Source organism: Actinomadura scrupuli (assembly GCF_050971785.1).
GTDB classification, from domain to species: domain Bacteria; phylum Actinomycetota; class Actinomycetes; order Streptosporangiales; family Streptosporangiaceae; genus Actinomadura_E; species Actinomadura_E scrupuli.
Window position 1 is genome coordinate 30,515 of the sequence record NZ_JBPCCU010000011.1, and the last position, 21,619, is coordinate 52,133.

Consider the following 21,619-nt stretch of genomic DNA (forward strand, 5'->3'; position numbering starts at 1 on the left):
TGATCTCTGATTTTTGCCGATCTCCCGGCCCGATCTCCCGGGCCGATCTTCACCGTTCGTGATCTTCTAGTTCTCGACCTTTACGACAAAAGCGATCTTTCCAACAAAACGGATCTTCGGCCTGGCGGCCGTGACTGGAGGACCGATGGAAGACACCGTGCTTCGCCTCGAAGAGCTGCCGATGGCCGACGACCGGCAAGAGGGGTACCGCATCCTCCGCGACGCCGGGCCGCTGGTCCGGGTGGAGGGCGGTTACCTCGTCACCTCCTGGGAGCTCGGCGAGTACGTCTTCAAGAACCCCGAGATCTTCTCCTCGGAGCGGGCCTTCGACACCCTGGCCAGCCCGGTGCCGCTGGTCCCCCTCGCCTTCGACCCGCCCGAGCACACCCGCTACCGGCGCATGTTGCAGCCGTTCTTCACCCCCCGCACGGCCACCGCCCTGCAGGCGTCGCTGCGCGAGCAGGTGGGCGCGCTGATCGACGGCTTCATCGAAAAGGGCTCCTGCGACCTCGTCACCGACCTGGCCGTCCCGCTGCCCGCCGAGGTGTTCCTGACCCTTTTCGGTCTTCCGCTGGCGGACCGGGATCGGCTCATCGCCTGGAACCGGGTCATCAATGACAACGCCGCCCTCACCGGGTCCGGGGAACCGACGCCGGAGGTCGCCCAGGCGGGGGCGGAGCTCTTCGGCTACCTGGGCGCCCGCGTCGCCGCGGCACGCTCCGGTACGGGCGACGACGTGCTCACCCGGCTGGTCTCCAGCGCGGGTGAAGACCCTCTCGACGACACCGAGGCGATGGGCCTCTGCTTCATCTTCGTGCTGGCCGGCCTGGACACGGTCGCCTCCGTGCTCAGCACGACGTTCGCCAAGCTGGCGGCCCGGCCCGAGCTGCGCCGCCAGATCGTCGACGACCCCTCGATCATCCCGGACGCCGTCGAGGAGATGCTCCGGGTCGACCCGGCCAACAGCGTGATCCCGCGGGTGACCACCCAGGAGGTCGAGCTGTGCGGCGAGGTGATCCCGGCCGGCTCCAGCGTGGGGGTGGCGATCGGCGCCGCGAACCTGGATCCCGGGCAGTACGACGACCCGGACACTCTTGATCTTCGCCGGCAGGCCCGAAACCTCACTTTCGGTACGGGCGCCCACCGCTGTCTCGGTGTGCACCTCGCCCGGCAGGAGCTGAAGGTGGTCCTGGAGGAGTGGCACCGCCGGATTCCGGAGTACGAACTGGCCGCCGGCGCCCGGCCCCAGGTGACCTGGCCCGCCGGGGTCATCGGGATCGCCAGCCTGCCGATCGTCTTCCCGCCCGGCAAGCGGCAGGTCTGACACCGGCCGGATTCGCGCCCACCTGCGCTGACCAGGCCCGGCGCCCTCCCGCTCCGGCCCGGCCCCGGGCCCGCGCCCACGTGACCCGCACCCGACCCGACCCGGCCCGATCCCAGCCCGGGCCGAGCCGGTCGGACCCGGTCGTGCCTCGTCGGTCCCGCTGATCCGCCCGGCCCGGCCCGGGCGGATCGCCGGGACATCGGCGTTTCCGGACCCCGCCAGAAGTCATGCACGTGCATCGGAACATGCAGAGGGCCTTGCATCTCCCTGGGGCGAGGTGCACCATGTCTGACTTGGGGGGTCGGTGTGACGGGACACACTGCACCGCATTCTCCGCGCGGTGTCCCGCGACGGCCGGCGACGTGATCGCCGCGATCATCACAAGGAGCTTGATCTCGTGCTTCCCGAGTGGACCCGCCGCGCCTCGGCGAAAGATGACGGTGAGGGCTCTCGCAAGCCGCCCAGAACGCGGTCCGTCCGGACGCGGATCACGGCACTGCTCATCATCCCGCTGCTGTCCCTGATCGGGCTGTGGGCCTTCGCTGCGAGTGTCACCGTCGGTGCCGCTGTCAACAAGTTCACCATCGCCACGGCGTACGACAAGATCGGCACCCCCGGCTCCTACCTGTCCACGCAGCTGCAGCAGGAACGCGCGCTGACCGCCGTCTACATCGGCTCGCGCGGGCGGGCGGGTCTCCCGCAACTGCAGGAGCAGCGGACGCGCACGGACGCGGCGCACGTCGCCTTCCGCAAGAGCGCGCAGTCGGACGCCGTGCGGAGGATCGGGAGCGAGGCCATCCAGCAGCGGCTGACGGCGTTCACCCAGCAGCTCGATCAGCTGGGCGCCCTGCGCGACTCGGTCGACGGCAGGCGCGCCGACGTCCTCCAGGCGATCAATGGCTACAGCGCCATGACGGACGCCGTCACCGAGCTCTTCAACAGCACGGTGATCTCCGACAGCCTCGACATCTACCAGCAGGGCAGGGCGCTCATCACCACCAGCTGGGCCCTCGACTACATGCTCCGCGAGGACGCGCTGGTCATGGCCGCGCAGGTCTCCAACGGCCGGCTGTCGACCCTGCAGCACAACGCCTTCCTGCAGTGGTCGGCCAGCCAGCGGCAGACCTTGACCTCCGGCCTCGCCGACCTCGACGGCCCCCTGCGCGACTCGGTACAGCGGGTGGTCGACTCGCCGGAATTCCAGCGTTTCCGGATGATGGAAGGCGCCATCGTCAACGCCAATCCGAACACCCGGACGAAGGGCCGGCTGCCGGCCGCGGTCGCGGAATGGCAGTCGACCTCGACGCCCCTCATGCTGACGTTCGGACAGGCCATCAAGCAGGCGGGAGAGGGCCTCAACAAGCGCGCACAGCCGATCGGCGACCGGATCGTGCTCCGGCTGGCCGTGGCCGGCGGACTGGGCCTGGTCGCCGTGGTGGCCTCCATCCTCCTGTCGATCCTGTTCGCCCGGCGCATGTCCCGGGAGCTGGGCGGTCTGCAGGCGGCGGCCCGGGACCTCGCGGAGGAGCGGCTTCCCCGGGTCGTGGCGCGGCTGCGCCGTGGTGAGGACGTGGACGTGAACGCGGAGGCACCACCGCTTCAGATCGGCAAGACCACGGAGATCGCCCGGGTCTCCGACGCCTTCGCCCGGGTCCAGCGCACCGCGATCGACACGGCCGTCGGTGAGGCCTACCTCCGCAAGGGCGTCAGCCGGGTCTTCCTCAACCTGGCCTGGCGCAGCCAGTCGCTGCTCCACCGCCAGCTGCGCATGCTCGACGCCATGGAACGCCGCGCCTCAGAACCCGAGGAGCTCGAGGATCTGTTCCGGCTGGACCACCTCACCACCCGAATGCGCCGGCACGCGGAAGGCCTGGTCATCCTCTCCGGGGCGCCCGCCGGGCGAGGATGGAGCAGGCCCGTGCGGATCGTCGACGTGCTGCGCGGTGCCCTCGGTGAGGTCGAGGACTACACCCGGGTGGACGTGGTGTGCTCCTCCCCCGCCTCGCTGGCCGCCGCGGCCGTGGCCGACGTCATCCACCTGCTGGCCGAGCTCATCGAGAACGCGACGGCCTTCTCACCGCCGCCGACCGAGGTCCTGGTCCGCGGTGAGATGGTGGCCAACGGATTCGCGGTGGAGATCGTCGACCGTGGTATCGGGCTGAGCCCCACCGAGCTGGACGAACTCAACCAGCGGCTGGCACGGCCACCCGAGTTCGACCTGGCCGACAGCGACCGGCTCGGGCTGTTCGTCGTCTCCAGGCTGGCCGCGCGGCATGGCGTCCGGGTGACCCTGCAGCAGTCGGCGTACGGCGGCACCACCGCGGTGGTCCTGATGCCGCACGAGCTGATCGTGGCGCGGGAGGAGCCGGAGCTGGAGTCGCCGGCCGATGAGTCCGGCGTCTGGCGCCCGCAGCCCGGCACCGCCGGCGCGGTGTCGGTCTCACCCGGTGCGCCCGGATGGTTCGAGCCCAGGCAGATCATCGGCCCGGCGCTCGTCGACTCCTCGTTCGTCGGCGACCCGGTCGTCGACAACCCGGTCGACACGCCGGTGATCGGATCGAGGGTCGACATCTCCGCGGTCGGCCGCAGGCGCGACGCCGCGATCGTCGACTCGGTCGTCGACGCGGATGAGGACGACGACGAGGCGCTGCCGAGGCGCATCCGGCAGGCCAATCTGGTCCCCCAACTTCGTAAGGGGACCGCGGCACCGCCCAAGTCCGCCGAGTCCGAACGCCGTCCCGAGGACACCCGTGACCTCATGGCGTCGTTGCAGACCGGCTGGTTGCGGGGCCGCGGTGACGAGGAGGAAGAGTGGTTCCCGTCCGAGCAGGGGAAAAAAGAAGGGGGTGACTCGTGACGCAATCACCTGTGACCGGCGAACTCGGCTGGCTGCTGGATGATCTGGTCGAACGGGTCGGTGAAGTACGCAGGGCGGTGGTCCTGTCGCGCGACGGGCTGGTGATGGCCGCCTCCAGCGGCGTGTCCAGGGACGACTCGGAGTACTTCGCCGCGCTGGCGGCCGGTTTCTACAGCCTGGCCAACGGGGCGCGCCAGCACTTCGAGGCGGGGGAGGTACGGCAGACCGTCATCGAGATGGAGGACGCGCTGTTCTTCGTGACCTCGGCCGGGGCCGGCAGCTGCCTGGCGGTGCTGAGTGACGCGGGGGCCAACGCCGGTCTCGTCGCCTACGAGATGGCGATGCTGGTCAAGCGGGTACGCAGGCACCTCACCGCGGCTCCGAGATCGGCGGAGTCGGCGCCCGGCGCCGGGTGACACCATGGAATCTCCGAGAGAGAGATGGATCGACGAGGCCGCCGGCCCGATAGTCCGGCCGTACGCCATGACCCGCGGCCGGACCAAGCCCTCGGGCGAACGCCTCGACCTGGTCTCGCTCCTCGTCGCCACCGGGCGTACGGCACCGGAGCACGCCCGGCTCTCTCCCGAGCAACAGCGGCTGCTGGAGCTCTGCCAGAAGCCGACCACCGTCGCCGACCTCGCCTCGGAACTCGACCTCGCGCTGGGCGTGGTCCGGGTGCTCCTGGGAGATCTGCACTCCCAGCAGCTGATCGAGGTACGGCGAGCGGCGACGCCGGCCGAACAGCCAGACCGGCTTCTTCTCAGGAAAGTGCTCAATGACCTTCGTGCCCTATGACTCCTCCAACGGCCCGCTGGCAGCCCTCAAGATCCTGGTGGCCGGCGGGTTCGGCGTCGGCAAGACCACCATGGTCGCCTCCGTCAGCGAGATCCGCCCGCTGCGGACCGAAGAGGTGCTCACCGACGCGAGCACCGGTGTCGACGACATCAACGGTGTGGAGAGCAAGAGCACCACGACCGTCGCCATGGACTTCGGCCGCATCACCTTCCCGGACGGCATCGCGCTCTACCTCTTCGGCACCCCGGGCCAGCAGCGGTTCTGGTTCATGTGGGACGAACTGTCCTTCGGCGCGATCGGGGCCGTCGTGCTGGCCGACACCCGCCGGCTCACGGCCAGCTTCGCCTCCATCGACTACTTCGAGCGGCGCAACACCCCGTTCGTCGTCGCGGTCAACTGCTTCGAAGGCGCCCGCCGGCACAGCGTGAAGGCCATCCGCACCGCGCTGGACGTCGACCCCGACGTACCGATCATCCTGTGCGACGTACGGCAGCGCGAGTCCGCCAAGCAGGTGCTCATCGCCCTGGTCGAGCACGCCCTCCAAGGCGACCTGGTCAAGCAGCCCAGCACCTAGTCACGGGCCTGTACGAGGAGTCCGGATCCCCCGTCGGGACGGCTCAGGGACCGGCCGGGGCATCCACGAGACGCCAGACCTGCTCGGCGTCGGCGCAGCCGAGCGCGGTCTCCGCCAGCGCCCGGCACTCGTCATGGCGCAACCGCCGGATCCGGTAACGGATCTCGTCCAGCGCGGCGGGAGCGACCGACAGCACCTCGCAGCCCAGGCCCACCAGGAGCGGCATCACCACCGGATGCGCCGCGGCGTCACCGCAGACCGACACCTGCCGGCCGTGGCGGCGACCGGCCCGCACGATCCGGTCGATCGCGGCCAGCACCCGGGGATGGGCGGTCATCATCGGGGTCGCGGCAGGATCCCGCCGGTCGAGGCCGAGGATCCGCCCGGTCAGGTCGTTGCTGCCGATGGACAGGAACGCGGCTTCGGCGGCCAGCTCGTCGATCCCCTCGACGGCCTCCGAGAGCTCGATCATCACGCCGAGCGGTGGCGCCGCGACGCCGAGCGCGGTGGCCGCCTCCGCGAGCAGCCGCGCGCAGGCCCGCAACTCGGCGAGGTCCGCGACCATCGGGATCATGATGCGCAGGTCGCCGCCCGCCGGTGCCGCGGAGAGCATGGCGGTGAACTGGGCGGTGAACGCCGCCGGTTCCGCGAGCATGAGCGGCAGCCCCCGGCCGAGCCGCCCGTCGCGCCCGGCGACGAGGAAGGGGGGCAGCTTGTCGTCGGCGAAGTCCAGGGTCCGTACGGTGACGGGGCGGCCGGCCAGCTCCCGCAGCAGCGGCCGGAGTGCCGAGGTGTGCTGCGCCAGGGTCGGCCACGAGGCGGCGTCGAGGAAGGGCAGCTCGGTGCGGAGCAGCCCGACTCCGTCGGCTCCCGCGGCCAGGCCCGCCCGGACGTCCGCGGGCGTGGCGACGTTGGCCCGCAGCGTGACCGCGTGACCGTCGAGCGTACGGCTGTCCAGACTCCGTTCCGCCTCGTGTGCCGCTCGCCGGCGGCGGCTCTCGGCCATCCCGGCCAGGGCCGCCCGGCGTTCGGCGGCGGGCGGATCCGAGCGTACGATTCCGCGCGCGGGTGCGCCGTCGACCAGGACCTCGACGCCGTCGGCCAGCTCCAGCAGCCCGGAATCGACGCCGGTCAGCAGCGGGATCGTCAGGGAACGGGCCACGATGGCGGCGTGCGAGTTGGGGCCCCCCTTCACCGAGACGGCGGCCACGACCCGGGCGGCCTCCAGGAGATCAGCGGCACCGATCTCCTCGGCGATCAGGACGATCGGCGCGTCGGGACGGCCGCCGGCGTCCGTGCCCGGACCTTCGCCCGAGCCCGTGGTCCCTTCTCGCCCCGCCACGGCGCCGGGACCGCGTACTCCCCCCGCGGGGCCATCGGCATCCCGCGCCTCGCCCGCGTCCGCGTCTCCCCCTGAAGGTGCGTCCCCGTCCGCGTCCCGGTACAGCCAGGCGACCGCGCGCCTGCCCACCTGCCGGACGTCGGCGGCCCGTTCGGCCAGGACGGGATCGCCCAGCGACGCGATCAGGTCCGCGTAGTGTGCGGCGGCCTCGTGGATCGCCACGCCCGCGGGAACGCCCTGTTCGGTGCGCTTGATCGCCTCCGCGCGCAGGTCGGCGTCCGCCGCGATCTGCCCGCCGACCTCCATGATGTCGGCCTCCTCGGAACGTCCGGCCAGCCGCAAATCGGCCGCCAGGACGGCGAGGTTCTCCGCGACGGCGTCGAAGGCCGCCCGGACGTCGTCGGGGCCGCCCGCCCGGGGATCCGGCAGCGACCGGGGGCGATCGGTGCGGAACACGAAGCCGAGCGCCGTGCCGGGCGCCGCGACCCGGGCGGTGAACACCGTCACGCCGGGACCACCTCGGCGAGCGCCCGGAAGACCAGTGCCGTGGAGGTCGCGCCGGGGTCCTGGTGCCCTTCGCTGCGCGCGCCGAGATAGGAGGCCCGGCCCTTCCGCGCGATCATGGGAATGGTGGCCCGCATGCCCACCTCGGCGGCGTCGGCGGCCTTGCCCGCGGCCGTCCTGAGGTCGTCTCCCCGGGCCAGGGCGTCGGCGAAGGCGTCGAGCGCGGGACCGTAGGCGTCGATCATGGTCTTGTCCCCGGTCGTGGCCGCTCCCAGCTTCTGTACGGCCTCCAGCCCCGCGGTGAGTGCCAGCCGCAGCTGACCGGCGGTCGCGACCGGCTCGGTGAGCTGCTTGCCGGCGGCCCGGAACGCCGACCCGTAGAGCGGTCCGGACGCGCCTCCCACGGTCGAGATCAGGGTGGTGCCCGTCTTGACGAGGACCTCTCCCGGGGTGGCGAAGTCACGGCCCTCCAGTGCCGTCAGCACGGCGGTGAAGCCGCGCTCCAGGTTGGCGCCGTGATCGGCGTCACCGATGGCCGAGTCCAGCTGGGTGAGCAGGTCGACGTTGTCGTGTACGGCCGCGGCGATGGCCCGTACCCAGGCGAGGGCGGTGGGGGTGTCCACAGGGCTTGTGCTCCTTGGGGTGGTCGGCGGGTGGGGAACGGACCCCGGGTGCGGGACGGTGACCGCCGCACCCGCACCCGGGGTGGCCGTCAGGTGCCCCAGCGCAGCGCCGGGGTGTTCACCGGGGCGTCCCACAACTGCAGCAGCTGCGCGTCGGCGCGGCAGACGGTCAGCGACGCCCCGGCCATGTCCAGGCTGGTGACGTAGTTGCCGACCAGGCTACGTGCGATGGTCACCCCTCGTTCGGTGAGGCGGGTCGCCACCTCACCGAACAGGACGTACAGCTCGATCAGCGGGGTGCCGCCGAGCCCGTTGAGCATCACGATGGTCTCGTCGCCCGCCGACAGCGGCATGTCGGCCAGGATCGTCTCGAGCATGGTGCCGGCCAGCTCGTTCGCCGGCCGGATCTTCTCTCGGCTACGGCCGGGTTCACCGTGGATGCCGACGCCGACCTCGATCTCGTCCTCGGGCAGGTCGAACCCGGGGTGGCCGGCGGCGGGGGTGGTGCACGCGGTGAGCGCGATCGCGAACGACCGGGAGGCAGCGTTGACGCGCCGGCCGACCTCGGCGACGGCCTTGAGGTCGCCGCCCTGTTCCGCCAGGGCACCGGCGATCTTCTCGACGAACAGGGTGGCGCCGGTGCCGCGGCGTCCCGCCGTCCAGGTGGAGTCCTGCACGGCGACGTCGTCGTCCACCAGGACGGTCTCCACCTCGATGCCGTCATCGGCCGCGAGTTCGGCGGCCAGCTGGAAGTTCATCACGTCGCCGGTGTAGTTCTTCACGATGAAGACCACGCCCGCGCCGGTGTGGACCTCCGCGACCGCCGCCTGCATCTGGTCGGGGACCGGCGAGGTGAAGACCTCGCCGGGGCAGGCGGCGTCCAGCATGCCCGTTCCGACGAACCCGCCGTGCAGGGGTTCGTGGCCGGAGCCGCCACCGGAGATGAGCGCGACCTTGGCAGCACGCTCGGCGCGAGTGATGACCTTGTTCGCCGGGTCGACGCGCAGGGACGGGTGAGCGGCGGCGATGCCGGCCAGCGCGTCACGCAGGACCGAGTCGGGGGTGTTGATGAACTTCTTCATGCCATGACTTCCTCAGCGGTGATCGGCTCGGTGGCCCGCGCCGCGGCCCTGGTGAGAACGAGCGTGTAGAGCAGACCCGCGAGTACGGCTCCGGCCACCTCGGCCAGTACGTACACCGGAAGCTGTCCCCATTCCACGTTCGTACCCGCGATCTGGCCGACCAGCATCGGACCGAACGCGCGTGCCGGATTGATGGCGGCGCTCGTGGCGGGCGCCACCGGGATGATGATGGCGAACACGGCCAGCCCGATCGCCATCCCGGCGAAGCCACCGGGCGCCCGGCCGTCGATGGCACCGAAGACGACCAGGGCGAGCAGGAACGTGCCGATCGCCTCGGCGGTGAACGCCTGCCCGGCGCCCACCCCCGACCCGTACTTGGCGATCCCGAGGCCCACGTCGACCGCCTTGTGGCCGAGGACCCCGATGATGGCCACGCTGCCCAGCACCGCGCCTGCCGCCTGTGCCGCCAGATAGCCCGGGACGTCACGCCAGGGCATCTTCCCGGTCGCCGCCAGAGCCAGCGTGATCGCCGGGTTGATCTGGCATCCGGAGATGTGACCGATCATGTAGACCGCCGCGACGACGGCGGTGGCGAACGACAGGGAGATCATTCCCAGTTCCGCCATGGTGAACGGCGCGGTCCCGCCGATGATGAGGGTGGCCGGCACCGAGCCGACCCCGATGAAGACGAGCATCCCCGTGCCGAGCGTCTCGGCGACCAGCTTCTGAGCGAGCGTGTTCTCTGTCATGGGCCCCATCTGGCGGAAGACCGCCAGAGGTCTCACCTCCTCGAGTGAGATCGGAACACCGTTCATCATTGATGAACTTTGGTCGGAACTTAAGCTCCGTAGCCCTGTGTGTCAAGGGTCACATCGCCGCCGACCTGCCTCCTCCCGCCCATCCGGCCGTCGCCCTATCCGGCCGGGGCTCAGCCTGCCCTGGCTCAGCCGGCCGCGCGCCGGACCTGGCCACGCCCCGCCCCGAGGTCACGGGAGAGGTTGCGCGCGGTCTCCCGTACCGCGACCGCCAGCGCCTCGCGCCGGGTCTCGGCCAGCAGGCGCTCGACCGGGCCGACCACGCCGAGCGCGCCGGCGACCTCGCCGGACCTGTCGAACACGGGTGCCGCGATGCCCGCGTCGCCCAGCGTGGACTCCTGGTCCTCCATCGCGTATCCGCGGTCACGGACGCCCGCGAGCTGCTGCGCGAGCACTCCCGGGTCGGAGATGCTCCGCCCGGTCAGGACGGCGGGCTCGCCGGCCAGCAGGTCCGCCTCGGCCCGCTCCGGGCGGAAGGCGACGATCGCCTTGCCCAGCGCACAGGTGTTCCACGGGATGCTGGCGCCGACCTCCAGGATCTGCACGGCGCCCTCGGGCCGGAAGGCGTGGTGGACGACGAGCACGTGGTCGCCGGTGAGCACCCCCACCCAGACCGCTTCGTTGACCTGGGTGGCCAGCCCGTCGGCCCAGGTCATCGAACGGGTACGCAGCTCGTGACCGTCCAGGAAGGCGTTGCCCAGCAGCAGCAGGCCGGGACCGAGCGCGTACTTGCTGGACTCGCGGTCCTGGACGACCAGGCCTTCCACCTCCAGGGTGCGCAGCATCGCGTGCACCGTCGGCTTGGCGACCCCGAGCCGCTCGGCCAGCTCGGTGACGCCCAGCTTCCGGCCCGCGGAGGCCAGCTCCCGCAAGATCTGCACCGCACGCTGCACCGACTGGATCATCTATTGCCTGCCTGTTCGGTATTGATGAACGTCGTTCCAGAATCTATCGTCTGTGTTCATGAATGAACCTGTCGGCATCGTACTCGTGTCCCACAGCGCCGGCCTCGCCTCCGGTCTGGCCGACCTGGTCGGCGAGCTCAGCGGCGGGGAGGTGCCCGTGCTCGTCGCGGCGGGCACGGACGACGGCCGGATCGGAACCAGCTATGACCGGGTCCGGCAGGCGATCTCCGACGCCTCCCGGGGCAGCGGTGTCCTGATCCTGCCCGACCTGGGGAGTTCCGTCCTCATCAGCCGCACGGTCCTGGAGGATCACCCCGATCCCTCGGTTGTCGTCGTCGACGCGCCCTTCGTGGAGGGAGCGGTCGCCGCCACCCTCACCGCGTCGACCGGCGCCGACCTGGCCGCCGTCGTCACCGCCGCCGAGGAGGCCCGCGATGTCCGCAAGTTCTGAGGTCGCCGTGACCCTGCCCGCCAACCTGCACGCCCGACCCGCCGGCCGGCTCGCCCAGGCCGCCGCCGGCTTCCAGTCGGTGATCGAACTGGAGTACGCAGGCCGGACCGTCAACCCCTCCGGAATCCTCACCGTCCTCGGCCTGGGCGCCACCGCCGGCTCCACCGTGACCATCCGGGCACAGGGCCCGGACGCCGAGCCTGCCATCCGCGCCCTCGCCCTGATCCTCGCCGAGGCGGAATGACCCTCAGCCCCGGCGACATGCCCCGAGCGTGCAGCCCCCGCGACATGCCCCGAGCGTGACGTGCCACCGCTGATCCGGCCCCTCGAGATCCGGCTCGGGCAACCTGTGAATCCCAACCGCCACGGTCACACCGTCGCGACGGCTTGATGGGAGGCGGCCACTTGATGGGAGGCGGCCGGACGAATGAGGCCCCGCCTGGTCAGGGAGCACCAGGCCGTCGGCTGCCGGCTCGCGGGCCGCGCCAAGGCGGGGCGGAGCGCTCTCTCGGGGAAGTCCACGGGGGCAGGATCTCCAGGACCGTCCGCCCCCGGGCATCGCGGCTCTGGGCCACCTGATGCCGATGGGTTTCGATCCACCGGTTGTGCCAGCCGCAGAGGATGGCCAGCTGGTCGATGTCGGTGGGAGAGCCGAGTTTCCATCCGCCGCCGAGATGGTGGACCTCTGACAGGTGGGCCGGGACCTGGCAGCCACGGACACAACAGGTGTCGTAGAGCGCCAGGAGGACCTTGCGCTGAGCAGAGGTGGCGAAACGGATGCTACGCCCGAGATAAAGGGGGATGCCCGCCCGGCCGAGGAGCAGAGGACTGATCCCGGCGTTGAGGGCGATCCGGCGGGCGTCCTCGGGCGAGACCGGGCTGCCGTCCAGGAACGCGACCGGCAACCGCCTGGTCCCAGGACCGTAGGCCGATCGTCGACCGGGTTCCGTACTCGGGCCGGCCTTCCCGGCCGCACCCCCACCCGAGTTCGAAGCGGAAGCACCATCAGGGACCGTCCCGGAGTCATGACCGGGACCAGAGGCCGCCTGTCCCGCCGCACCCGTGCCGGACCGGGAGGTGTAAGCGAAACAGTCGCCTTCGCCGGTGACCTTGGTGAAGGCGGCGAGATCGATGATGAGGGTGACGCCCGCACCCCTGTTGCCTTCGGTGAGAACCGAGAACAGGGCATCGGCGGTGCGCTGGGAGAGATCCCGGTCATCCCACCGAGCCTTGGGCTTGGCCAGCGGGCCGATGATCTGGTCGAAGGCGGCGCTGTGCTCCGGGGTGAACCATCCCTTGATCCACAGCCCGCCGTCCAGGGACTTGGCCTTCTGCAGCCAGGAACGGACGAACCCCCGTTTGGAGTCGGCCGGCTCCGGATCTCTGCCGTGGCGCTCGGCGATGAGCTCGGTGATCCGGTCTGCCGCCCGGCCGACCTGCCGGACATCACATCCGTCGTCGACCATGCCCAGCAGGATGTCCTCCGCCGTCCGGGCGTCGGCCTCGTCCAGGCGTGGAACCGCCGCGCAGATCGCCGAAGCGAACCCCGCCGACAGCCGCCCACCGGTCAGGAGCTCGGTCACCCGGCCGAGGCGGGGAAGCTGCCTGGCCAAGGTGACCCGCTCGGCGGCCCGCCCATGACGCATCCCCAGCCGCTCCCGCAACCAGGAGGCCACCGACGGGAATCCGAGCTCGCGGTGAGCACCGGTCGCGTCGACCCGTCCCACCACGGCCGCCAGGGCGGCCTCGATGAGATCCGCGGTACGGCCCAGCGTCTCGGAGATCTCCATCGCGGTGACGCCCGGTTCGGCAACCGGCCGGATCGCCAGCTCGGCTGCGATCGCGTGCGCCGCCTCGGCCAGCTCCCGGCGGGAAGCCTCCCGAAGCCGCAACCCAATCGATCGCATGTTCTAAACCTAAGCCGCCTGTCACTCTTCGTCAACACATCTTTACGATGAGTAGTATCGAATGCGTGATCGGTTCTGTGCCACCAACCGGCTCTGTAGCGGGCTCGCGGGGCATGACCGATCGGCGGCGGGATGACGCGCGCGGGGTGAAGTGGGCAAGGCGTCCGTTACCTGCGGAGACGCGAAGGTGACGGGCGGGCTCACGCGCCATCGGCGGCCGACGCCGCACAATGAGACACGAGCGCGACCGAGGCAGGACGGCGGCACAGGAACACCGGCACCCGAGAGAAGGGCGGCCATATGCAGCGATCCCCTGGCATGGCGACGGATACGCCGCGAAGACGGTGCCGGTTATCGCTGGGCGGTGGGGCTGGTGTGAGTTACCTTTGACGCGACTGGATCTTGGCGTCCAGCACCAGGAGAGCGCCAGGACGGCGCCGTGACAGCGCCAGGACAAGGCGGTTGCATTGACTTCGCTCCGGACCTGCTGACCCATGAACCTGAACCTCAACGACTACGTGGTCTTCCGCAACACGGGCACGCGGACCGTCGACAGGTACCTCATGGCGCACGAGGGCCAGACCATCGCCGTGCGGCGGCACCCCGCCGTCCTCCTTCGGTACGTCCTGGAGGTCGTCGCGGGCCTGTTCGTGTGCGCGTACATCAGCAGCACCACCGGCCTGAACCTCATCTGGTGGCTGTGGCTCATCGTGCTGCTCCGGCTGGCGTGGTTCGTCTTCGAATGGTCGGAGGAGTACTTCCTCGTCACGAATCACCGGGTCATGCTTATCACCGGCATCCTCAACCGGCGGGTGGCGATGATCCCGCTCGCCAAGGTGACCGACATCGCGCTGGAGCGGTCGGCGCTGGGCCGGATGCTCGGGTACGGCGAGTTCGTGATGGAGTCGGCGGGTCAGGACCAGGCCATGCGCAACGTCAAGTACATGCCCTACCCCGAGCAGCTCTACTTCGAGGTCTCCTCGCTGGTCTTCCCCGCGGTCGACGACTCCGACGACTGACGGCGAGTCCCGGGCGGTCCCGGGCGGTCCCGAGCGTCCGGGACACCGGTCCCGAACCTTGACCGGCCTATCGCCTCGGCGGGCAAACCAGCTCTACCGTTCGAGCATCCAACGCGATAGGTGTCGGCCGAGAAGTAGGGAACGATCGCTGTGACCAGAGCCCCCGTGCGTGGTGACCTCACTCCCCAGCTCATCGACACCTCCGAGTGGACCGATGAGATGGTCGCGGCGGCCGGTATACCGATCAACGATGTCCCGTTCGTCACGGTTGGTGGCGGAATCGGGTCTTTCGTGACCGTCGACTACCTGCGGATCTACGGCGTGCCGGCCGGGCAGCTGCGGGTGCTGTCGAACATCGACCGGCCCTGGGACACCTACCAGTACCTCACGAGGGTGTCGCAGATCCCCCAGCCCGAGCGGATCCGGTCGGACTCCTCCTCCCGGCCGGACAACATCTGGGGCTTCCCGTCGTACGCCCTCGAGGAGGCGTGGCGGGAGAAGTCGCTCAAGCATCTGTTCCAGGTGGCCACCGAGCCGGTGTTCGCCGACTACTGGACACCGCGGGCCGGCACGGTCTTCCGCAACCTGCAGCGCGAGCACGACCGTATCGGCTGGCCGCGGATGCTGGTCAAGGGCCAGGTGCGGATGGTGCGGCGGCGGGCCGGCGGCGGCTACTTCACCGTCCTCACCCCGCCCGAGGGCGCGTCGGCGACCAAGCGCGTGGCGTTCCGGTCCAGGTTCGTGCACCTCGCGATCGGCTACCCGGGCTTGAAGTTCCTGCCCGACCTGCAGGAGTTCCGGGAGCGGCACGGCGACTACCACCACGTCGTCAACGCCTACGAACCGCACGAGCACGTCTACGAGTTCCTCAAGTCCCGTCCGGGCGTGGTGGTCGTGCGCGGCGGCGGCATCGTCGCCTCCCGGGTGCTGCAGCGGCTGATGGACGACCGGGAGAAGTACGGCCTGCAGACCCAGATCGTGCACATCTTCCGTACCTTCGTGACCGGCTCGCACGGTCCGGGCATCTGGATGCGCCGCCGTGGCGGCGACGGCTGGGCCTACCAGGGCTTCAACTACCCGAAGTCGGTGTGGGGCGGCCAGCTCAAGGCCGAGATGCGCAAGCTGGAGGGCGCCGAGCGCGCGCAGAAGTACAAGGACATGGGCGGCACCAACACCCCCAGGCGGCGGCGCTGGCAGCGGCAGATGCGCGAGGGCCGTCAGCACAACTGGTACCACCCGATGCAGGGTCTGGTGGACAAGGTGCTGCCCGGCGACGACGGCCGCCTGATCACCCGGCTGCACAGCAACGACGGCCGGCAGGCGCAGTACACCTCCGACTACATCATCGACTGCACCGGCCTGGAGGCCGACATCGCCGAGCACCGCATCTACGCCGATCTGCTCCAGCACACCGGCGCGTACCGCAACCCCGTGGGCCGGCTCGAGGTCGAGCGGCATTTCGAGGTGAAGGGCACCGCGAGCGGCGACGGCGCGCTGTACGCCTCCGGGGCGGCCACACTGGGCGGCTACTTCCCGGGAGTGGACACCTTCCTCGGGCTGCAGATCGCGGCGCAGGAGATCGCCGACGATCTCTCCCGGCGCGGGTTCTGCAAGCGGCTCGGCCCGGTGCGCTCGACGTCGCAGTGGTTCAAGTGGGCGCTCAACAAAGGGGTATGACGTGGTTCCCACACTGTTCGGGCGGATCCAGACCAGGCTCGTCCTGCTGGCCACCGTAGGCGCCGTCATCACCGCCCTGATCGTGCCGGTGCTGCCCGGGGCGGGCGGCACGGCGCTGGGCGACCGCTACCAGACCGCCTTCGTGGTGCTGGCCGCGGTGGCGATCCTCGGCGTCGGCTGGGAGCTGATCTACCACTTCCTCATGCAGTTCCGCTGGGAGAAGGACTGGCCTTCGCTGTTCGGGCTGGTCACCCTCCTCCCGGAAGGACTGCTGCTGTGGGGCCTGCTGACGGCCGACCTGGTGCCGGGCACCGCGCTGTCACCCCCGGCGGCGACCTTCTGGACGCATTTCGCGGCCGTGTGGATCGGGGTGTGGCTGATCGCCAACGGCCCGATGCGGGTCCCGTTCATCCGGTGGCGTTTCCGTGGCGGGAGGCTGGCGTGACGACCGTCGTACGGCCGCTGCCGGGCGACGGAGTGGTCGCCCACCAGAGCGGCCTGCTGCTGGTGTGCGGACCGGCCCCCGCCGACACGCTCGGCCGGCTCCTGGACGCGGTACGGGAGGTGGCGGCGGACGGCGGAGGCGGCCGGGTCCTGGCCCGGCGGATCGCCCGCGTCCTGGCCCAGGCCATGTCCGCCGAGCCGGTCTCCTGCGCGGTCGCGGGCCCGGCGGACGGCGGTGTCGCCGTACTGGTCAGCGGTACGGCGACCGCGACCGTGACCGGTCCGGGCGGTGAGGTCACGCTGACCGGGCAGTCCGCGCTCACCTGGACCGACCGGCTCATCGGCGGCCCGGTCGTGCGGATCGGGCTGGGGCTGGGGGGTCCCGGCGCGGGCGCCTCCGCCGCCGATCCGCGATGGCGGCTGGACGGCGGGGTGGTGCCCGGCGGCGGGATCGAATGCGTGTGGATCCAGGCCGCGGGGACGGCTCCACCGGCACGTCCCGCCCGGCCGGGTGAGGCCGGTGGGGACCGTCTCCCGGCGGGTCCGCGGGTACGGGAGGCGGCGTCCACCCTGGCCGACGAGGACGCGACGACGGTGAAGGTCTCCGCTCGCGACGGAGAGGAGCCGCCTCCGGCCGCCCATGACGACCGGCAGCGGCCCGCGTTCCAGGACGAGTTCCGCGCCCAGCCCTTCGAGTCCGTACTGCTGGTGCAGCCCCCGGACGCCGGCCCCGTCCCGCGGCCACGGCCGCCCGCGCCTCCGCCTCGGCCAGAGCCGCCCCAGCCCGATCCGCGCCCGCTGGTCTGGGGCGGTGACTGCAAGAACGGCCACTTCAACGACCCCCGGGCCCCGTACTGCGGGGTGTGCGGCATCGGCATGGCGCAGGTGACCCTGGTCCCCCGGCAGCGCCCGCGCCCGCCGCTGGGGGTGCTGCTCATCGACGACGGCATGGCGCTGCGGCTGGACGCCGACTACCTGCTCGGCCGCGATCCGGAGCACGCCACAGAGGTCATGTCCGGCCAGGCGCGCCCCTCCCGGCTGACCGACGAGGAGGGCTCGGTGTCCCGGCGTCATGTACGGATCTCACTCGAGCAGTGGGACGTGCGACTGGTCGACCTCGGGTCGGTGAACGGCACCTATGTGATGGCCCCGGGAGATGAGGCGTTCGTGCAGATTCCGCCACATGAGCCGATCATCGTGGTGCCCGGCACCAAGGTGCGCGTCGGCGGCCACCGGACCTTCCGCTACGAATCGCACCGGAGGTGAGGTGATGCTCCGCGTCGACCTTCTGCTGCTCGACCTCGTCGTGGTGCTCGCGCTGGCCCGGCTGCTCGGCGCCGGGGCGAAGCTGCTGCGCCAGCCGCCGGTCATCGGTGAGATCCTGGCCGGCATCCTGCTCGGCCCGTCGCTGCTCGGCTCCTCGTGGGCGGCCTCGTCGTGGCTCGGTTTCTCGCCGGGCCGCGAGCTGTTCCCCCCGGACATCCTTCCCGCGCTCAAGGCCCTGGCCGACGTGGGTCTGGTGCTGTTCATGTTCGTGGTGGGCATGGAGCTGGACCAGAGGCTGGTGCGGGGCAAGGGCAGGGTGGCGGCCGGTGTCTCGCTCGGCTCGACGGTGCTGCCCTTCGCCCTGGGCTGCGGGGTGGCGCTGTGGCTGGCCGAACAGCACGCACCGGACGGCAAGACCCTCGCGTTCGTGCTGTTCTTCGGTGCGGCCATGTCGGCCACGGCCTTCCCGGTGCTGGCCCGCATCCTGACCGACCGGGGAATGCAGCGCACCGAGCTGGGCGGGCTGGCACTGGCCTCCGCCGCCGTCATCGACGTGCTCGCCTGGACCGTGCTGGCCGTCGTGGTGGCGCTCGCCGGCACGGAGGGCGACGACCAGTGGCACGTGGCGCTGGCGGTACCGTACGCGCTGGTCATGCTGTTCGTGGTGCGCCCGCTGCTGCGGCGGCTCGTGCCCTCGTACCAGCGGGCGGGCCGGCTGACGCCGGGACTGCTCGCCCTGGTGCTGATCGGGCTGTTCGCCTCCGCCTGGGCCACCGAGTGGATGCAGGTCCACTTCATCTTCGGCGCCTTCCTCTTCGGCGCGGTCATGCCGCGCTCCGGGCAGGTCCGGCCGCGCGCCGGAGCCGCTGTCCCGGAGCAGCGGAGTGACGACCTGGCCGCCGAGCGGCTCGGCCACGAGATCCTGGAGCGGCTGGAACAGCTGGCGATCCTGCTGCTGCTGCCGATGTTCTTCGTGGTCTCCGGGCTGGCGGTGGATCTCACCGACCTGGACCTCGGTGCCGTCGGCGTGCTCGCCGTCATCCTGGTGGTGGCGGTGGCCGGCAAGCTCGTCGGCGCCTACGCCGGCGCCCGGCTGACCGGGGTGCCGCACCGGAGATCCGCGGCGCTCGCCACCCTCATCAACACCCGGGGGCTGACCGAGATCGTCATCCTGACGGTGGGCCTGCAGAAAGGTGTGCTCGACAACGAGCTGTTCTCCCTGATGGTCGTCATGGCCCTGGTGACCACGGCGATGACGGGTCCGCTGCTGCGCCTGATCTATCCGGACCGCCGGATCGCCCGGGACATCGCCGAGGCCGAGCGGGCCGCACTCGGCGAACCCACCGTCCACCGGGTCGTCGCCGTACTGCCCTCCGTGCCGTCGGGGCGTCCCGTGGCCGCGCTGGCGGCCGCCCTCGCCGCCGCGCACCGGCCGGCCGAGGTGGTGCTCGCCCATCTGCATCCGTACCCGGCGGGCCGGCTCGAGGTGGGGCTGGGCCTCTCCTCCGAGCTGGCCGAGATGGCGGGCTCGATGAGCATGCTGGAGTCCTACGCGGCGGAGCTGGGCACGCCCGACCTGCCGGTCCGGGTGGTCAGCAGGTTCGCCGCCGACGTGAGCGCCGAACTGCCCGAACTCGTGGCCGCCGCGCGGGCGGACCTGCTGGTGACCCCGGCCGGCGCCCCGGGATACCGGCGGCTGCGCGAACGTACGACCGGGCGTCTGGTGACCGTGACGGGAGACGACGAGGCCGGTCTCACCGGCCGGGTCGTCGCGGTGCCCTACGACGGCGGTGCCGACGCCACCGCGGCCGTCCAGGTGGCGCTGGCACTGGCGGGCGCGCGGGACCGCCCGCTGGTCCTGATGGGCGGCAGGCGGGCCACCGCCCTGGCCGCCCGGCTGACCGAGGCGGGTGGCGAGGTACAGGTCGCCACCGGCGTCCCGGAGGGCGCCACCGTGATCGCGGCCGACGACGCCGGCCCCGCGGGCCAGGAGACCGGGAAGGAGCCCGGGAAGGGCCCCGCCACCGCCGAGGTGCTGGTGCGGGCCGAGCAGGACACCGCCGACGAGGTCGACTGGGCCTCCCTCCTGGCCACCCGCACGTCCACGACCCCGTCCACGAGATCGGCTCCCGCGACGGAGTCCTCCCCCGCGTAGGGGTTCCAGAAAGGATCGACGGCCCATGCAGGGGATCGCCGACTACGACTTCATCGAATCGCTCGGGCAGGGCAATCACGGCGAGTTCTTTCTCGCCCGGCGACCTGAACGGCTGCCGGTGGACGCCGAGTTCGTCGCCGTCAAGGTGGTCGGCGGCACCGGGCAGGACGCCTTCCGGCGCGCCACCCGGGAGCTGCAGATGTTCGCCGCGGTGCGCTCTCCCCACCTGGTGACGCTGTACGACGCGGGCCAGCAGGGCGGCATCTTCTACTACTCGATGGAGTACCTGCCGGCGGGCTCGCTGGCGTCGCCGGCCACCCCGCTGGACCGGCGGGAGGTCTACACGGCGCTGGCGCACGCCGCCGAGGCGACCCAGGCCCTGCACGAGGCGAACATCGTGCACCGCGACATCAAACCGGGCAACGTACTGCTCACCAGCACGAGCACGCCGGTGCCCGCCGGAACGGGCTCGGGCATCGGCGGGCGCGAGATCGGCGGCAAGCTGTCGGACCTGGGGCTGTCCCAGGTGCTCACGCCGGGCGTCACGGTGACCGGGATGGGCGGGCTGACCTCGGTGGAGTTCACCGACACCGCGCTACTGCGCGGTGAGGCGCCCTCCCCCGCCGGTGACGTGTGGTCGCTGGGCGCCACACTGCACTGGTCGGTCAGCGGCCTCGGGCTGTACGGCGGGCTGCCCACGCACGATCCCCTGCTGACCCTGCGCAAGGTGCTGTCCACCCCGCCGCAGCTCGCCGCCGGCCTCTCCGACGAGGTGGCCGACCTGGTACGGGCCTGCATCGGGGACGTGGCCGAACGTCCCTCCCCCGCGCAGGTGGCCGCACACCTGGAGGCCCTGTCTGCCCCATAATGTCCGAATGAAGCGCATCGATGAGCCGTACGCCGCCGACGAGCGGACCATGCTGAACGCCTGGCTGGACTGGCACCGCGCGACGGTGTTCCGCAAGTGCGAGGGGCTGTCCGACGAACTCGCCCAGCGGCCGCTGCTGTCGTCCTCGCCGCTCATGACGGTCGCCGGGCTGGTGAGCCATCTGCGCTGGGTCGAGCAATCATGGTTCGAGAACGTCATGCTCGGCGGGCCGGACCTGGGCCCCTGGACCGAGGACGACCCCGACAAGGACTTCAAGGTCCCCGGAGTGCCGCTCACCCGGCTGCTGGAGGACTACGAGCGGCAGTGCGCGCGCTCCCGGGAGATCGCCGCCACCCTGGACCTGGACGCCGAGGCGGTGGTCGAACGCGAGCGGGGCCGGGTCACCCTGCGCTGGCTGCTGGTTCACATGATCGAGGAGACGGCTCGGCACAACGGTCACCTCGATCTGCTCCGGGAGATGCACGACGGCGCCACCGGCTACTGAGCGCAGGTTACTTCCGTCCAAGACCTCGCCGGCCGTGCTCCCTAGCCTGGAGGTCTTCGCCTTACGAAAGGACGGTCATGAGCGAGAACCTTCGGCCCAACATCTTCCCCGCCATGCGTTACCGGGACGCCGACGCCGCCGTCGCGTGGCTGGCGGAGGCCTTCGGCTTCGAGGAGAAGGCCGTCCACCGGAACGCGGACGGCGTCGTCGAGCACGCCGAGATGCGGCTCGGCGCGGGTCTGATCATGTTCGGCCAGCATCGCCCAGACGGCTGGTTCGGCACCGCCGAGCCGGATCCGCTCACCTCCACCGTCGGCCTCTACGTCCGGGTGACCGACCCGGACGGCCACCATGCCCGGGCCGCGGCGGCGGGCGCCGAGATCGTACGCGGGCTGACCGACCAGGACTACGGCTCACGCGAGTACAGCGCCCGCGACCTGGAGGGCAACCTCTGGTCCTTCGGCACCTACGACCCGTACACCCAGGACTGACCCCCCGCCCAACCT

21 protein-coding genes are annotated in these 21,619 nt (G+C 71.2%); 15 read left to right on the forward strand and 6 right to left on the reverse strand.

Going from position 1 to position 21,619, the window contains the following annotated elements; all coding sequences use genetic code 11:
- The first annotated feature begins 145 nt into the window (after window positions 1-145).
- The 5 genes from ACRYCC_RS36160 (at window position 146) to ACRYCC_RS36180 (ending at window position 5,550) form a co-directional block, all read left to right on the forward strand.
- Window positions 146-1,324 carry a cytochrome P450 gene (locus tag ACRYCC_RS36160; RefSeq protein ID WP_433818506.1) on the forward strand — a complete coding sequence of 393 codons (1,179 nt, stop codon included), beginning with the start codon at window positions 146-148 and terminating at the stop codon, window positions 1,322-1,324.
- Between the two features lie 397 nt (window positions 1,325-1,721).
- Entirely contained in the window at window positions 1,722-4,181 is a 2,460-nt protein-coding gene (locus ACRYCC_RS36165; RefSeq protein ID WP_433818508.1) for a sensor histidine kinase, read from the forward strand.
- Window positions 4,178-4,597 carry a roadblock/LC7 domain-containing protein gene (locus ACRYCC_RS36170; protein WP_433818509.1) on the forward strand — a complete coding sequence of 140 codons (420 nt, stop codon included), beginning with the start codon at window positions 4,178-4,180 and terminating at the stop codon, window positions 4,595-4,597. The genes ACRYCC_RS36165 and ACRYCC_RS36170 overlap by 4 nt, the downstream gene beginning before the upstream one ends.
- Window positions 4,598-4,601: 4 nt before the next feature.
- Window positions 4,602-4,976: a DUF742 domain-containing protein gene (locus ACRYCC_RS36175; protein ID WP_433818510.1), complete on the forward strand. Its 375-nt coding sequence runs from the start codon at window positions 4,602-4,604 to the stop codon at window positions 4,974-4,976.
- A complete protein-coding gene (locus ACRYCC_RS36180; protein ID WP_433818511.1) occupies window positions 4,957-5,550 on the forward strand; it encodes a GTP-binding protein in 594 nt (197 codons plus the stop codon). The genes ACRYCC_RS36175 and ACRYCC_RS36180 overlap by 20 nt, the downstream gene beginning before the upstream one ends.
- A 43-nt stretch (window positions 5,551-5,593) precedes the next feature.
- Here the strand turns inward: ACRYCC_RS36180 and ACRYCC_RS36185 are convergent, their stop codons facing one another.
- The 5 genes from ACRYCC_RS36185 to ACRYCC_RS36205 all read right to left on the reverse strand — a co-directional run bounded on the left by ACRYCC_RS36185 (window position 5,594) and on the right by ACRYCC_RS36205 (window position 10,821).
- Window positions 5,594-7,399, reverse strand: a complete 1,806-nt coding sequence (locus ACRYCC_RS36185) for a putative PEP-binding protein (protein ID WP_433818513.1) — start codon at window positions 7,397-7,399, stop codon at window positions 5,594-5,596.
- Complete coding sequence (dhaL, locus tag ACRYCC_RS36190; protein WP_433818514.1) at window positions 7,396-8,019, reverse strand: dihydroxyacetone kinase subunit DhaL; 624 nt, start codon at window positions 8,017-8,019, stop codon at window positions 7,396-7,398. Before dhaL ends, ACRYCC_RS36185 begins: the two co-directional genes overlap by 4 nt.
- Window positions 8,020-8,108: 89 nt before the next feature.
- Entirely contained in the window at window positions 8,109-9,101 is a 993-nt protein-coding gene (dhaK, locus tag ACRYCC_RS36195) for a dihydroxyacetone kinase subunit DhaK (RefSeq protein WP_433818515.1), read from the reverse strand.
- The gene (locus ACRYCC_RS36200) at window positions 9,098-9,850 is read right to left on the reverse strand and encodes an MIP/aquaporin family protein (protein ID WP_433818517.1); all 753 of its coding nucleotides are present in this window, start codon (window positions 9,848-9,850) and stop codon (window positions 9,098-9,100) included. Before ACRYCC_RS36200 ends, dhaK begins: the two co-directional genes overlap by 4 nt.
- A gap of 194 nt (window positions 9,851-10,044) precedes the next feature.
- Window positions 10,045-10,821 carry an IclR family transcriptional regulator gene (locus tag ACRYCC_RS36205; RefSeq protein ID WP_433818518.1) on the reverse strand — a complete coding sequence of 259 codons (777 nt, stop codon included), beginning with the start codon at window positions 10,819-10,821 and terminating at the stop codon, window positions 10,045-10,047.
- Window positions 10,822-10,879: 58 nt separating this feature from the next.
- On the opposite strand from ACRYCC_RS36205, the gene dhaM reads away from it, so the two are divergent.
- Together dhaM and ACRYCC_RS36215 are read left to right on the forward strand one after the other, a co-directional pair.
- Entirely contained in the window at window positions 10,880-11,272 is a 393-nt protein-coding gene (gene dhaM / locus ACRYCC_RS36210; protein WP_433818519.1) for a dihydroxyacetone kinase phosphoryl donor subunit DhaM, read from the forward strand.
- On the forward strand, window positions 11,256-11,516 hold the full coding sequence (locus tag ACRYCC_RS36215) for an HPr family phosphocarrier protein (RefSeq protein ID WP_433818520.1): 261 nt from the start codon (window positions 11,256-11,258) through the stop codon (window positions 11,514-11,516). The genes dhaM and ACRYCC_RS36215 overlap by 17 nt, the downstream gene beginning before the upstream one ends.
- 199 nt (window positions 11,517-11,715) lie before the next feature.
- Here the strand turns inward: ACRYCC_RS36215 and ACRYCC_RS36220 are convergent, their stop codons facing one another.
- Window positions 11,716-13,179, reverse strand: a complete 1,464-nt coding sequence (locus tag ACRYCC_RS36220; protein ID WP_433818522.1) for a DUF222 domain-containing protein — start codon at window positions 13,177-13,179, stop codon at window positions 11,716-11,718.
- Between the two features lie 494 nt (window positions 13,180-13,673).
- On the opposite strand from ACRYCC_RS36220, the gene ACRYCC_RS36225 reads away from it, so the two are divergent.
- From ACRYCC_RS36225 to ACRYCC_RS36260, 8 genes are all read left to right on the forward strand, one after another.
- Window positions 13,674-14,198, forward strand: coding sequence for a PH domain-containing protein (locus ACRYCC_RS36225; RefSeq protein ID WP_433818523.1), 525 nt, complete (start codon window positions 13,674-13,676; stop codon window positions 14,196-14,198).
- Window positions 14,199-14,348: 150 nt separating this feature from the next.
- Window positions 14,349-15,875, forward strand: coding sequence for a hypothetical protein (locus tag ACRYCC_RS36230; protein ID WP_433818524.1), 1,527 nt, complete (start codon window positions 14,349-14,351; stop codon window positions 15,873-15,875).
- A gap of 1 nt (window position 15,876) precedes the next feature.
- Window positions 15,877-16,320 carry a hypothetical protein gene (locus tag ACRYCC_RS36235; protein WP_433818526.1) on the forward strand — a complete coding sequence of 148 codons (444 nt, stop codon included), beginning with the start codon at window positions 15,877-15,879 and terminating at the stop codon, window positions 16,318-16,320.
- Window positions 16,317-17,585, forward strand: coding sequence for an FHA domain-containing protein (locus ACRYCC_RS36240; RefSeq protein WP_433818527.1), 1,269 nt, complete (start codon window positions 16,317-16,319; stop codon window positions 17,583-17,585). The genes ACRYCC_RS36235 and ACRYCC_RS36240 overlap by 4 nt, the downstream gene beginning before the upstream one ends.
- Before the next feature lie 4 nt (window positions 17,586-17,589).
- Entirely contained in the window at window positions 17,590-19,740 is a 2,151-nt protein-coding gene (locus ACRYCC_RS36245) for a cation:proton antiporter (RefSeq protein ID WP_433818529.1), read from the forward strand.
- Between the two features lie 25 nt (window positions 19,741-19,765).
- On the forward strand, window positions 19,766-20,608 hold the full coding sequence (locus ACRYCC_RS36250; RefSeq protein WP_433818531.1) for a serine/threonine-protein kinase: 843 nt from the start codon (window positions 19,766-19,768) through the stop codon (window positions 20,606-20,608).
- 7 nt (window positions 20,609-20,615) lie between these two features.
- Window positions 20,616-21,113, forward strand: a complete 498-nt coding sequence (locus tag ACRYCC_RS36255) for a DinB family protein (RefSeq protein ID WP_433818532.1) — start codon at window positions 20,616-20,618, stop codon at window positions 21,111-21,113.
- A 77-nt stretch (window positions 21,114-21,190) separates the two neighbouring features.
- On the forward strand, window positions 21,191-21,604 hold the full coding sequence (locus ACRYCC_RS36260) for a VOC family protein (protein ID WP_433818533.1): 414 nt from the start codon (window positions 21,191-21,193) through the stop codon (window positions 21,602-21,604).
- Window positions 21,605-21,619: the final 15 nt, after the last annotated feature.

Excerpts from the sequence above, each read along its gene's own strand:
- ACRYCC_RS36160 (WP_433818506.1), top strand. The coding sequence starts at position 146 with ATGGAAGACACCGTGCTTCGCCTCGAAGAGCTGCCGATGGCCGACGAC.
- ACRYCC_RS36175 (WP_433818510.1), top strand. The coding sequence starts at position 4,602 with ATGGAATCTCCGAGAGAGAGATGGATCGACGAGGCCGCCGGCCCGATA.
- ACRYCC_RS36180 (WP_433818511.1), top strand. The coding sequence starts at position 4,957 with ATGACCTTCGTGCCCTATGACTCCTCCAACGGCCCGCTGGCAGCCCTC.
- dhaK (WP_433818515.1), bottom strand. The coding sequence starts at position 9,101 with ATGAAGAAGTTCATCAACACCCCCGACTCGGTCCTGCGTGACGCGCTG.
- ACRYCC_RS36200 (WP_433818517.1), bottom strand. The coding sequence starts at position 9,850 with ATGACAGAGAACACGCTCGCTCAGAAGCTGGTCGCCGAGACGCTCGGC.
- ACRYCC_RS36205 (WP_433818518.1), bottom strand. The coding sequence starts at position 10,821 with ATGATCCAGTCGGTGCAGCGTGCGGTGCAGATCTTGCGGGAGCTGGCC.
- dhaM (WP_433818519.1), top strand. The coding sequence starts at position 10,880 with ATGAATGAACCTGTCGGCATCGTACTCGTGTCCCACAGCGCCGGCCTC.
- ACRYCC_RS36215 (WP_433818520.1), top strand. The coding sequence starts at position 11,256 with ATGTCCGCAAGTTCTGAGGTCGCCGTGACCCTGCCCGCCAACCTGCAC.
- ACRYCC_RS36220 (WP_433818522.1), bottom strand. The coding sequence starts at position 13,179 with ATGCGATCGATTGGGTTGCGGCTTCGGGAGGCTTCCCGCCGGGAGCTG.
- ACRYCC_RS36225 (WP_433818523.1), top strand. The coding sequence starts at position 13,674 with ATGAACCTGAACCTCAACGACTACGTGGTCTTCCGCAACACGGGCACG.
- ACRYCC_RS36245 (WP_433818529.1), top strand. The coding sequence starts at position 17,590 with ATGCTCCGCGTCGACCTTCTGCTGCTCGACCTCGTCGTGGTGCTCGCG.
- ACRYCC_RS36250 (WP_433818531.1), top strand. The coding sequence starts at position 19,766 with ATGCAGGGGATCGCCGACTACGACTTCATCGAATCGCTCGGGCAGGGC.
- ACRYCC_RS36255 (WP_433818532.1), top strand. The coding sequence starts at position 20,616 with ATGAAGCGCATCGATGAGCCGTACGCCGCCGACGAGCGGACCATGCTG.
- ACRYCC_RS36260 (WP_433818533.1), top strand. The coding sequence starts at position 21,191 with ATGAGCGAGAACCTTCGGCCCAACATCTTCCCCGCCATGCGTTACCGG.